The sequence below is a fragment of the Aeromonas sp. S15(2024) genome, assembly GCF_041402265.1.
Lineage (GTDB): Bacteria > Pseudomonadota > Gammaproteobacteria > Enterobacterales > Aeromonadaceae > Aeromonas > Aeromonas dhakensis.
Map to the genome: position 1 here is coordinate 180,238 of NZ_JBGLQY010000008.1, position 12,245 is coordinate 192,482.

At 62.7% G+C, this 12,245-nt stretch carries 10 protein-coding genes; 6 read left to right on the plus strand and 4 right to left on the minus strand.

Features of this window, described 5'->3' with window-relative positions; genetic code table 11:
• Positions 1-84 precede the first annotated feature (84 nt).
• The 4 genes from ACB033_RS16700 to ACB033_RS16715 all read left to right on the plus strand — a co-directional run bounded on the left by ACB033_RS16700 (position 85) and on the right by ACB033_RS16715 (position 7,129).
• A complete protein-coding gene (locus ACB033_RS16700) occupies positions 85-2,886 on the plus strand; it encodes a response regulator (protein WP_371140633.1) in 2,802 nt (933 codons plus the stop codon).
• Positions 2,887-3,025: 139 nt separating this feature from the next.
• Positions 3,026-4,762, plus strand: coding sequence for an ABC transporter transmembrane domain-containing protein (locus ACB033_RS16705; protein WP_139724294.1), 1,737 nt, complete (start codon positions 3,026-3,028; stop codon positions 4,760-4,762).
• Positions 4,759-6,510: an ABC transporter transmembrane domain-containing protein gene (locus tag ACB033_RS16710; protein WP_139724297.1), complete on the plus strand. Its 1,752-nt coding sequence runs from the start codon at positions 4,759-4,761 to the stop codon at positions 6,508-6,510. The genes ACB033_RS16705 and ACB033_RS16710 overlap by 4 nt, the downstream gene beginning before the upstream one ends.
• A gap of 145 nt (positions 6,511-6,655) precedes the next feature.
• Positions 6,656-7,129: a DUF4442 domain-containing protein gene (locus ACB033_RS16715; protein WP_005300417.1), complete on the plus strand. Its 474-nt coding sequence runs from the start codon at positions 6,656-6,658 to the stop codon at positions 7,127-7,129.
• Positions 7,130-7,279: 150 nt separating this feature from the next.
• Here ACB033_RS16715 and ybcJ read toward each other — a convergent pair whose 3' ends face one another.
• The 4 genes from ybcJ to ACB033_RS16735 form a co-directional block, all read right to left on the minus strand.
• Entirely contained in the window at positions 7,280-7,513 is a 234-nt protein-coding gene (gene ybcJ / locus ACB033_RS16720) for a ribosome-associated protein YbcJ (protein ID WP_005300419.1), read from the minus strand.
• 188 nt (positions 7,514-7,701) lie between these two features.
• Positions 7,702-8,106 (minus strand): MaoC family dehydratase, encoded by a 405-nt coding sequence (locus ACB033_RS16725; RefSeq protein WP_005300422.1) that lies wholly within the window; start codon positions 8,104-8,106, stop codon positions 7,702-7,704.
• Positions 8,103-9,887 (minus strand): class I poly(R)-hydroxyalkanoic acid synthase, encoded by a 1,785-nt coding sequence (locus ACB033_RS16730; protein WP_319906978.1) that lies wholly within the window; start codon positions 9,885-9,887, stop codon positions 8,103-8,105. The genes ACB033_RS16725 and ACB033_RS16730 overlap by 4 nt, the downstream gene beginning before the upstream one ends.
• 93 nt (positions 9,888-9,980) lie before the next feature.
• Positions 9,981-10,331 carry a phasin family protein gene (locus ACB033_RS16735; RefSeq protein WP_005300428.1) on the minus strand — a complete coding sequence of 117 codons (351 nt, stop codon included), beginning with the start codon at positions 10,329-10,331 and terminating at the stop codon, positions 9,981-9,983.
• A gap of 315 nt (positions 10,332-10,646) precedes the next feature.
• Here ACB033_RS16735 and ACB033_RS16740 point away from each other — a divergent pair, with 315 nt between their 5' ends.
• The gene (locus ACB033_RS16740; RefSeq protein ID WP_005300431.1) at positions 10,647-11,210 is read left to right on the plus strand and encodes a VC2662 family protein; all 564 of its coding nucleotides are present in this window, start codon (positions 10,647-10,649) and stop codon (positions 11,208-11,210) included.
• A 78-nt stretch (positions 11,211-11,288) separates the two neighbouring features.
• A complete protein-coding gene (locus tag ACB033_RS16745; protein WP_139724302.1) occupies positions 11,289-12,044 on the plus strand; it encodes a DUF429 domain-containing protein in 756 nt (251 codons plus the stop codon).
• Positions 12,045-12,245 lie beyond the last annotated feature (201 nt).

Genomic DNA, 12,245 nt, shown 5'->3' on the forward strand with positions numbered 1-12,245 from the left:
CAGTCAATTATCTTTCACAGCCAATGATCCCGTAGCGACGTGATGTCGGTGGATGCATGGCCATGACATGAGAATCGAGACGGGATGAATAATGTGACACGGGTCAATCGTGTTGTACTTAGCCTGATCATCGTATCGCTGCTGGCGTTTTCCGGCTATTGCTGGCAACTGCTCAGCCAGCAGCAGAAAGCCTCGGAGCTCAGCGTGGCGGCGGAGTTGATCCTCAACCGGGTCAATACCGATACCGTCTATCTGCTGGGGCGCGAAAAGGCCAACGACGGCAATGTACAGCAGCGTCTCAATCAGCTGTCGAGCAACCTCGACAGTTTCGTACGCCAGGTGCGCAACGACCCCGACTCGGCCGACAATCCTCACTCTCAATCGCTGTTGCACGATATCGATAGCTATCTGCTTGATCTCGCCAAGCTCTACTCCATGGAGATGGCGATCGAGTACATAGAACAGCCCTTTCAAAAGCAGCTGAACGGCCTGCTGGCAACCCTGCCGGCGGACGCTCCGCTGGCCATCGATCTGACCGAGCTGGCCCAGCTCAGCAATTACCTCAAACGCAGCTGGGACAAGGGGGAGCAACAGCAGTTGCAGGCCCTGCAGCGCCGTCTCAAGACAGCCTATCCCGCTTATCCCGAGGTGGTCGGGTTGGCCCAGCTGAGCGAGGATGTCAGCCATCAGGTCGTGGCGTATCATGTGCTGCGCAACCAGGTCATCGACATGCACGAGCTGGAGGGGCTGTCGCGCTGGAAACAGAGCAAGATGGAACAGGCCTCCTCCCTCAAGAGCCGCTTCTACCTGATGGTGCTGGGGGGCGCCATGCTCTGCTTCGGACTGGTGGCGGTGACCCTGTGGCGGCGGAACCAGAAGTTGAGCGAGCTGTCGCGTCAGACCGGTTTGCTGGCCCAGGCCAAGAGCGACTTTCTGGCCAACATGAGCCACGAGATCCGCACCCCCATGAACGCCATCATCGGCTTCAGCTCGCTGGCACTGCAGACCGAGCTGGATCAACAGCAGCGCGATTATCTCAGCAAGATCAAATCCTCATCGGATACCTTGCTGCTGCTCATCAACGACATTCTGGATCTGACCAAGGTGGAGTCCGGCAAGTTGACGCTGGAGGAGATCGACTTCGATCTCAGCGAGCAGATCGACTCGCTGGCGGGCATGTTCGCCGATCTGGCCGAACGCAAGCATGTCGAGGTCATCATCAACAAGTCGCCGGCGGTGCCCGACTTTCTGCGCGGCGACCCGCTGCGCCTCGGTCAGGTGCTGGTCAATCTGGTCAACAACGCCATCAAGTTTACCGAGCGGGGCGAGGTGGAGGTGTCCATCACCCTGGTCAACCCCCATCCCATGCAGGTGCGTTTCAGCGTGCGCGACACCGGCATCGGCATTGCCGAGGAGAAACAGGCCCAGCTGTTCCAGCCCTTCACCCAGCTGGAAGCGGGCAACACTCGCAAATATGGCGGCTCCGGGCTTGGCCTCAACATCTCCCAGCGGCTGGTGGAGCTGATGGGAGGACGGATCACGGTGCAGAGCAAACCGGGTGCGGGCTCGGTGTTCCAGTTCGAGATCCCCATGACCAAGGCGGTGTATGGCGTCTCCGGACGGCGGGTCTTCTTCGAAAATCAGCCGCTGGTGCTGGTGATGGATGACAACGAGCTGGTGCTTGACCTGGCCAAGGATATCCTGGGCCGGGCAGGGGCCAGGGTGATGGCGGTCAACAGCCTCTCGCGGGCGCGTCAGGTGCTGCGGGAAGAGGGGCAGAACGTCCGGCTGGCCATTCTCGACTGGCGCATGGGGCAGGAGGATGGGCTGGATCTGGCGCTCGAGATGTATCAGCACAGCCAGTGGCGCCGGCTGCCCATCCTGATGACCAGTGCCTGGGCCAAGGAGGGACTGCACGGGCGGATGGAGAGAATGGGGCTGACCCATTTTCTGCCCAAGCCGATGACCGAAAATGCCCTGCTGGCCAAGGTGGACGAGCTGCTCAACGGCAGTTCACACGATCAGCAGTTCCGCCAGGCCGAGGTGCAGGGCGATCAGCAGCATTTTCGCGAGCTGTTGCAAGGTATCCGGGTGCTGCTGGCAGAGGACAACAGGGTCAACCAGCAGCTCATCATCGAATATCTGCGCCGGGTCGATGCCCTGGTGACCGTGGTGGGCAACGGCCGGGAGGCGGTCGAGCGGGTGGCCGAGCAGCCGTTCGACGTGATCCTGATGGACTTGCAGATGCCGGTGCTGGACGGGCTGGATGCTACCCGTCAAATCCGCAAGATGGTCGACAAGCACGATGTGCCCATCATCGCCTTGACGGCCAGCGCCATGCCGGGAGACAGGGAACGCTGCCTCGGCGTGGGGATGAACGGCTATGTTACCAAGCCGGTCAGCAAGCTCGATCTCTACAACAACCTGTTGCAGTGGGTGAAGAGTGCCAGCGGCGAGCGGTTGGTGCCGCTGGAGGTAAAACCGCCCGATCTGATGGGGGTACTGGATCTGGAGGATGCCCTCAGACGGCTGGAGCAGGACAAGGAGGCGCTGCAGATCCTGTTCAAGCTGTTCATGTCGGAGCACAAGGATGACCTGTGGGAGATCCGCTCCGCCCTGCGTCGCCAGCAGCCCGACATCGCCTGCCGGTTGCTGCATACCCTCAAGGGGGTTTCCGCCAACATCTCCGCCTCCCGCCTGCAGATCCTCGCCGGCGAGCTGGAGTGGCGACTGCGCCAGCAGGAAGAGCTCACCGAGCAGGATCTGGAGCAGTTGCAGCAGGTCTTCAGTCTGACCCGGGAGGAGGTGTCTCACTTCCTGCTGACCGGAGAGCAGCATGAAGCATCGTATGGTGCCTTTGAACAGCGCGATGATCGTTTGTTGTAACAAGTGAAATAGCAATAATTCTCAAGCCTTCTGCTTCAGGCTATCATGACCTCCTCGTATCGCCCCCAGCCGGGGGCGATTGCATTGGGCTTTCCATGACGGGCGGCAGCCTCGGCCTGCCGCGACAAAGGATATCTACGTGAGCGTATTTGCAAGGCTGGGCTGGTTCTTCAAGGAGCAGTGGCAGCGTTACCTGGTCGCCATCTCACTGTTGATGATGGTGGCCCTGTTGACCGTGATCCCGCCCAAGGTGGTGGGCTGGGTGGTGGATGGCATCGCCAAAGGGTCGCTGGACAGTGCCACCCTGACCGGTTATCTGGCCGGCTTGTTCGGTCTGGGTCTGCTCATCTATCTACTGCGCTACGTGTGGCGGGTCATGCTGTTTGGTGCCTCTTACCGGTTGGCCTATGTGCTGCGCAACCGGCTCTTTGGCCACTTCACCCGCATGAGCCCGGACTTTTATCAGCGCCACCGCACCGGCGATCTGATGGCCCACGCCACCAACGACATCCAGGCGGTGGAGATGACCGCCGGGGAAGGGGTGTTGACCCTGGTGGACTCCATGATCGTCGGGATCCTGGTGCTCTCCATCATGTGCAGCCAGTACTCCTGGCAGCTGACCTTGCTCTCCCTGTTGCCGCTGCCGGTGATGGCGTTCTTCATGAACCGCTTCGGCACCCAGATCTACAAGGAGTTCAAGGCGGCGCAAGGGGCCTTTTCCCGGCTCAACAACAAGACCCAGGAGGCGCTCTCCGGCGTGCGAGTGCTCAAGTCCTACGCGGTGGAGTCGCTCGAAGATCGTGGTTTTGCCGAACTGACCCGGGAGGCGGGTGCCTGCAACATGGCGGTGGCCCGTATCGATGCCAAGTTCGACCCCGTGATTTACCTGTGCATCGGCTGCTCCTACTTCCTCGCGGTGGCCGGCGGCAGCGCCCTGGTGCTGCGTGACGAGCTGACCCTGGGGGAGCTCACCAGCTTCACCATGTACCTCGGTCAGCTGATCTGGCCCATGTTTGCCATCGCCTGGCTGTTCAACATCATCGAGCGCGGTAGCGCCGCCTATTCGCGGATCGAGAGCCTGCTGGCCGAGCGCAGCGACATCGAAGAGCCGGTTCACCCGGTGGCGCTGGCCTCGGCCTTTCCGCTGCGCGCCGTGACGCTCAGCTACCAGCTCGAGCAGCGCACCCTGCTGCGCAATGTGGAGTTCACCCTGCAAGCCGGCGGCATGCTGGGGATCGTCGGGCGCACCGGGGCGGGCAAGAGTTCCCTGCTCAAGCTGTTGATGCGACTGGCCAACCCCACCGCGGGGGAGATCCGCATGGGGGAGGTGCCCATCTCGCAACTGGCGCTGGGTGAGCTGCGCAGCCAGTTTGCCTATGTGCCGCAGGAGCCGTTCCTCTTCTCCACCACCATCGCCGCCAACATCGCCCTCGGCCGCCCCGATGCGAGCCGTGAGGAGATTGAGCGGGTGGCACGCATCGCCTGCGTGCACGATGACATCAGCCGCTTTCCCAAGGGCTATGAGACCGAAGTGGGGGAGAAGGGGGTGACCCTCTCCGGCGGTCAGAAACAGCGGCTCGCCATCGCCCGCGCCCTGCTGCTGGAGGCGCCGATCCTGGTGCTGGACGATGCGCTCTCGGCGGTGGATGCTCACACCGAGCAGCAGATCCTGCACGCCCTCAAGGCCCACAAACGGACCTTGATCCTGGTCAGCCACCGGATGACGGCGGTGGAGCAGGCCGACGAGATCCTGGTGCTGGAGCAGGGCCATGTCAGTGAGCGGGGTCGCCACTGCACCCTGATGGCCCACAACGGCTGGTATGCGGACATGGTCCGTTATCAGCGTCTCGAGCAAGACGTGGAGGAGCGCCTGTGAACCCGACCATCAAACGACTGCTCGGGTACTGTGCCCGTTACCCGCGCTGGCTCATTCAGGCTGGGATCTGCCTGCTGCTGGCCACCGGTGCCGAAGTGGCCGGCCCCCTGCTCATCAAGCTCTTCATCGACGACTATCTGGCGCCGCGCCAGCTGGTGTGGCCCGCCATCGCGGCCATTGCCGCCGGTTATCTCGGTCTGCAGGTATTGTCTGCGGCCGGTTTCTACCTGCAGTCCCTGCGCTTCAACCGCATCGCCCAGTCGGTGGTGCAGCGCCTGCGTGAGCAGGTATTTGCCACCGCCATCCGGCTGCCGGCCCGCTACTTTGACCAGCACCGCTCCGGCTCGCTCATCTCCCGCATTACCAACGACACCGAGGCGATCATGAACCTCTATGTGCAGGTGATAGGGCTCTTGGTGCAGAAGGTGGTGCTGCTGTGCGGCATCCTCATCTCCATGGCGCTGCTGGATCTGCGGCTGATGCTGGTATGTGCCTGTCTGTTGCCGGCGGTGGGCGGCGTGATGTGGCTCTATCAACGCTTGAGCGTGCCCGTGGTGCGGGCGACCCGCAGCCTGCTCTCCGACATCAACAGCCGCCTCAACGAGTCGCTGCAGGGGATGCCGGTCATTCAGGCCATGGTGCAGGAGCGCCACTTCGCCAACGCCTTTGCCGAGGTGAACCAGCAGCACTGGGCGGCGCGCCTCAAGAGCCTCAAGATCAACGGCATCCTGCTGCGCCCGCTCATCGATCTCTTCTACATGATGGTGCTGATCGGCCTGTTGGCGCTGTTTGCCCGCGAGGGACTGAGTGCGGAGGGCGCCATCCAGGTGGGGGTGCTCTACGCCTTCATCAGCTATCTGGGGCGGATGATCGAGCCGCTCATCGAGATGACCAACCAGCTCAACCAGTTGCAGCAGGCCATGGTGGCCGGGGAGCGGGTCTTTGCCCTGCTCGATGAAGCGCGCGAGAGCACCGCGGGCGAGATGCGCCCGCTCAAGGGGCAGGTGAGTTTCGAGCGGGTGAGCTTCTCCTACGATGGCGAGCAGCAGGTGCTGCGGGATGTGAGCTTTGCTGCCCGTCCTGGCCAGATGCTGGCGCTGGTGGGCCACACTGGGAGCGGCAAGTCCACCATCATCAGCCTGTTGATGGGCTTCTACCCGCTGGATCAGGGCACCATCCGCTTCGATGATCACCCGATGGCGAACCTGTCGCTCTCGGCGGTGCGCCGCAGCATCGGCCTGGTACAGCAGGATCCCTTTATCTTCGTCGGCACCCTGGCCGAAAACCTGCGCCTTGGCCGCGACGGCATCCTTGATGCGCAGCTCTGGCAGGCGCTGACCGAGGTGCAGCTGGCCGAGTTCGTGCTGAGCCTGCCGGAGGGCTTGAACACCCTGATGGAGGAGGGGGGCAAGAACCTCTCCGCCGGCCAGCGCCAGCTGCTCTCCTTTGCCCGCGCCCTGGTGGGGGATCCGCGCATCCTCATTCTGGACGAGGCGACCGCCAGCGTGGACTCCCAGACCGAACTGGCCCTCTCTTCGGCGCTGGCGGCGGCGCGGCGCGGTCGTACTACCATCGCCATTGCCCACCGCCTCTCGACCATCGTCGACGCAGACGAGATCCTGCTGCTCTCGCGCGGTCAGGTGAACGAGCGAGGCACCCATGGCGAGCTGATGGCGCTGGGCGGCCACTATGCCCAGCTGTTCGAGATGCAGAGCCAGGGAGCCTGGCTCGAGGAGAAGCGGGCCTGACAGCCACAGGAACGAGCAGAGGGAACCATTGCGGTTCCCTCTTTTTTGGGCTGGAGAAATGGCGGCAGCGTGATCCGCGTCCTTGTCGAACGCCAGCCATGCTGGCAACATGTTGTTTACATCAACTCATCGGATCAGTTCGCATATGGATTTGCAACGTTTGAAGGCCAACCTGGCGCTGCGGCTCTTTGCCTGGCGCTACATTCCCGTCATCGGTTTTTGTGCCCCTGTCATCGAAGAGATGAGCGCCAAGGCGCTGCGCATTCGCATTCCACTGGGGTGGCGCACGCGCAACCATCTGGGCAGCATGTATTTCGGTGCGCTGGCCACCGGCGCCGATCTGGTGGGCGGTCTGCTGGTGATGGAGAAGGGACGGCAGCGGCGCAAGAAGGTGCACTTCGCCTTCAAGGATGTGCAGGGGGAGTTTCTGAAGCGGCCCGAGGGGGATGTGCAGTTTGACTGCGCGGCCGGGGAGGAGATCGACGCCATGATCGACGAGTCGTTGGCGAGCGGTCAACGCATCAACCGCCCCATCCAGGTGGTGGCCACCTGTCCGTCACTGAACGGAGATGAGGCGATGGCGCGCTTCGTGCTGACCCTGTCGATCAAGGCCAGCTGAATGCCAAAGGGCGCGTTGGCGCCCTTATTCAAGCAAGGTTCAGAGGATCTCGGGGCTGACGCCCTCTTTCACCACGACCTTCATGCCGTTGAAGTTGACCACTGGCTCGGCCACTGTGCTAGGTAGCGCTTGGGTGGCAGAGCGGCGAGGTCAGAGGATCTCGGGGCTGACGCCTTCTTTCACCACGACCTTCATGCCGTTGAAGTTGACTACCTGGCCGGCCACTATCTTGCAGCGCTTGCGGGTCTCCACCTGACCGTTGACCTCCACCAGACCGTCGGCGATCAGCGCCTTGGCTGCGCCGCCACAATCAGCCCACCCCTGATGTTTGATAAGGTCACACAGGGCAATAAAGGGGTGCCCTTCGAGCAGAAACGTCTCCATGGAAAATCCTCTCGTGGATAAATGGCTGAAACAGCAGGGCGATTATTCTAGGCAGTTCGGGCCGTCAAGGAAAGGGCAAGGGCGCTGTCTGCGGACAATAGTGGCTTGCAAGAGCATTTTGGGGGAACGCGCCATAGCAGTCAGCCCGGCAGTGGCCGGGCTGACTGAGATCATGGAGCAAACCGCGTTCAGCCAAACTTCACCACGGCTTCCCCGCTGACGGCGATGGCACCGGTTGCCGTCAGGATGCGGGTGGCCAGGGTGATGATGGGCTTGTCGCTGCGCAGGGCGATGATCTCCACCTCTGCCGTCACCTCATCCCCCACAAACACCGGCTGCTTGAAGGCGAGGCTCTGACCGAGATAGATGGTGCCCTTGCCTGGCAGTTGCTGACCCAGCAGTCCCGAGAAGAGGCTGGCCAGCAGCATGCCGTGCACGATGGGGCGCTCGAACGGCGTGGTGGCGGCGAAGGCGGGATCCAGGTGCAGCGGATTGAAATCCTCCGACAGCCCGGCAAAGGCCGCGACCTCTGCCGCCCCGAACCGCTTGGTCAGGCTGGCCTTTTGGCCCACCTCGAAGGGGAGCGTGCTCATGCGGGCTCCTCCTCGGGTGTCGGCACAAAGACCGGGTTGAGCCGTACCTTGACGTAGCCACCGGGCGCCGCCTCCAGCCCTTCGCTCGGGATGCGGGCGGGGATGGGGGCGGGATCCTCTTCCCGGCTCTGAATGAAGGCTGCCATCTGCGGCCACCAGGAACCTGGGGTGTGGGTTGCGCCGGCGAGCCACGCCTCGGGGCTGGCGGCTTCTCCGTCGTTCTGCCAGAAGCCGTACTTATTGGCGTCCGGCGGATTGATGATGCCGGCGATGTGGCCCGATTCGGCCAGGATGAAGCGCTGCTCGCCACCGAACAGCTTCATGCCCTGCCAGGTGCCCTGCCAGAGGGCGATGTGATCGTCCATGGCCGACACCAGCAGCACCGGGGTCTTCACCTTGGCGAGATCGATGCGGGTGTGGCGGATCTTGAGCTCCCCCTTCACCAGCTGGTTTTCCAGATAGAGCCGGCGCAGCAGGCTGTTGTGGGTCTTGCCCGCCACGTTGGTGCTGTCGCTGTTCCAGTGCAGCAGATCGAACGCCACCGGGCTCTGCCCCTTGAGGTAGCTGTCGATGTAGTAATTCCAGTAGAGGCTGTTCTCCCGCAGCAGGCTGAAAGAGACCGCCAGCTGGCGCCCGTCCATGATGCCCTTGGCCTCGTTCTGGGCTTCCAGCGCCGCAATGATGGGCTCGTGGATGAAGATGCCAAGCTCCCCCGGCTGGGAGAAGTCGAGCAGGGTGGTGAACAGGGTGGCGGAGCGAACCCGCTGCTTCTGGCGCCGGGCGGCCAGCCAGCCCATGGCCAAGGAGAGGGCGGTACCGCCGATACAGTAGCCGATGCCGTGCACTTCCCGCTCGCCGGTGGCCGCTTCCACGCCATCCAGCGCGGCGATGACGCCGTCCACCACGTAGTCGTCGAGATCGATGTCGGCCTGGGCCGGCCCCGGGTTGCGCCAGGAGATCATGAACACCGTCTGGCCCTGGGCAACCAGCCAGGCCACCAGGGAGTTCTGGGGCCGCATGTCCATGATGTAGTACTTGTTGATGAAGGGCGGCACGATCAGCACTGGCGTTCTGGCCACCGTCTCCGTGGTCGGGCTGTACTGGATAAGCTCATACAGCTCGGTGCGTTGCACCACCCGGCCCGGCGTCAGAGCAAGATCTCGACCCAGCTCGAAGGCGGACTCGTCGGTCAGGCGGATGTTGAGGTGATCGGCGCTGCGCTCGAGATCTTCGGCCAGCAGGGTCAGCCCACGCACCAGGTTCTGGCCGTCAGACTCCAGGGTGAGCTTGAGCAGCTCCGGATTGGTAGCCAGAAAGTTGCTGGGGGCCATGGCGTTGATGTACTGGCGGGTAAAGAAACGCAGCCGCTCCCGGCTCTTCTGGGGCACCCCTTCGAGGGCATCCACCGAGTCCAGCAGGTGTCTGGCGGTCAGCAGATAGGATTGCTTGAGGTAGTCATAAATGGGCTGCTCGCTCCAGGCATCGGCCTTGAAGCGGCGATCGCTGCGCTCCGGGGCGATGACCGGCTCGCTCTGCTGGCCTGCGCTCTTGAGCAGGGTGTGTTGCATCAGCTTGAGCTGATCCTGCCACCAGTTCATCTGGGCATTGATCAGTTGCCAGGGCTGCTGGCTGCCCTGTTCCAGCACCTGGCCGAGATCGTCGAGATTGGTTTGCAGCAGGGCCTGGGCGGTACGCTCGGTCTGCGCCTTGGCCATGTCCAGCAGCTTGTCGTTGTAGTGGGCCAGGGCCTCGAACAGCGGGCCGTAAGATGATTGGCTCATGTTCTCTCCTTCACCCATCCCCGGCGCAGGGCGAGCCTGTCGTGACGGAGCATGGGGAGATGTGGCTGCCCGCAACGGGCAGCCAGGGGGATATCAGGCCTTGCCCGTGCTCTTTTTGATGCCGTCGGCAGTCAGGGCGTCCAGATCGTCCTTGAACTGCTGGCCGAGGGCGTTGAGCTTCTGGATATCGTCCAGCATCTGGCGGGAGAGCTGGCTGGCGGTCTCCAGCTGGACGGTGCCGAGGGCTGCCAGGCTCTGGGCATCCTGCACCTTGCCGGCAGCCTGCAGCTGGTTCAGCCCCAGCTCGGCATAGGCGTTGGCGGAGGCCAGCTGCAGCCGGGTCAACTGCTCGATGTTGCTGGCCAGCAGCTGGTTGTAACGGGTGAGGGGGGCGGCAAAGCCTTGCATCTGCTCGGTAAAGGTCTTGATTACGTCCATATTCATCGCGCGTCTCCGTGGTTGGCAGAAGGTATTGCAAAAGGGCCTATGGCCCGGGTTGGGTTACAACTGTGCGACTACATCCTCAAGTCGTTGCGTATCGCTTGCTCTGTTCAAACGTACGTTTAAGCATTGTGTTATCAAATGAGGCTTGATGTAAATAATATAAATGTTAATTTTTGGCGAAATGTTGACTCTGGTCTGTCCAGTCTGATTGGCTGGATTCAGACGAGGGGTGACGCAGCCAGCTCGCTTCGGCCTCGTTACCGGGCCACAGGGCTGGTAGGCTGATGCACTCCCTGAGCCTCGAGGAATGCATCGATGAAACCTGCCCGCCTGTTGCTTGCCCTGGGGTCTGTTGCCCTTGGCGGCGTTGCCCACGCCAGTACCCCAGTCCAGCTCTCCCTGCCCGGCGTCAATCTGCCCGCGTCTCACCAGGTCGAGGGGGCCAGAGCCTCTGTTCTTTATGGTCGCACCGGTCAGGTGAAGGGGATCGATCTGCCCGTCTTCGCCCTCTCCGACGTGGATCAATTCACCGGTCTGCAGCTTGGCGTCTTTTTCGGTGCCGGCCGGGTACGCCACCAGTTTGGCGGGGTGGCGATCAACGCACTCAACTGGCACGAGGGTCAGGACAAGGGGGTCAACCTTGGCTTCGTCAACCTGACCAACAATGTGCAGGGCCTCAACTGGGGGGCCGTCAACATCGCCAAGGGCAACGCCCTGGCCAACGTCGGCTTCGTCAACTATGCCGAGCGCACCACCTTCCAGCTGGGTTTCATCAACGCCACCAGGCATCTGGACGGTCTGCAGATCGGCCTCGCCAACTACGCCGAGAACGGGGTTTTCCCCATCTTGCCGCTGATCAATTTCAAGAAATCCTTCTAAGCCGCGCCGCCAGCCTTGCTTTAGGGGCGCCAGCCATTACCCTGTGCAGCATTGATAGCGTGCAGAGGTGACACTGGCATGACAATGGAACACATGGATGCCATCGGCATCGGCTGGGACGTAAGAGGCTGGCAGGGCAGTGCCCAGGCCGTGGCCGTGGTGGGGTGGCAGGCGCGTGAGCAGCGGCTGCACTGGTTTGGCGTATCGCCCCTGTTTCGGTTGAGCTCGAGGGTTGCGCCGGATCTGGATGCCTTGCTGCGCCCGGCACTGCACGATGAGATCCACCTGCTGCAGGTGCTGGCCTGCCCGCAGCTGGCGCTGGGGATCGACGCGCCGCTGGCGTTTCCTCGCGCCTTGGGCGAGCTGCTGGTGGGGAGGGCGACCGAGTGCGCCGTGCCCCAGCGCGAAATAGACAACCCTTATGCCTACCGGGACTGCGAGCGCTGGCTCCATGAGCAATATGGCAAGAAGCCGCTCTCGGCCACCTTCGACCGGCTCGGCAACAACGCGACCCTGGCGCTGGCCATGCTGCCCCGGCTGGCAGACTTGCGACTGGTGCCCAAGCAGCAGGCAGAGGCCGATCGCGCCGTGCTGGAGGTCTATCCCGCCCTTGCCAAGACGGGGGGCAAGGCATCGACGGTGCGTGCCGAGTTGCTGCAGCATCTGCCGGCCGATGTGACGGCGGGGACCGATCGCTACGATGCCGCCATCTGCGCCCTGATGGCGCTGCAATACGCCGCCAAGGGGAGCGTTTCCCTGTTGCCGGCTCTGGTGGCGCCGCCTGCCGAGATGGCTTTGGACGAGGGTTGGGTCTACCACTTCGCTCGCCCCTGATAAACCGGATCGGGCCGACCAGCCCGATCCGGCCTTTGGTCGGCCGTGAGATCCTCACTTGCGCTGACGTAGTTTCTTCCTTTCACTACACTGCCTTGCTGCCTTGCTGCCTTGCTGCCTTGCTGCCTTGCTGCCTTGCTGCCTTGCTGCCTTGCTGCCTTGCTGCCTTGCTGCCTTGCTGCCTTGCTGCCTTGCTGCCTT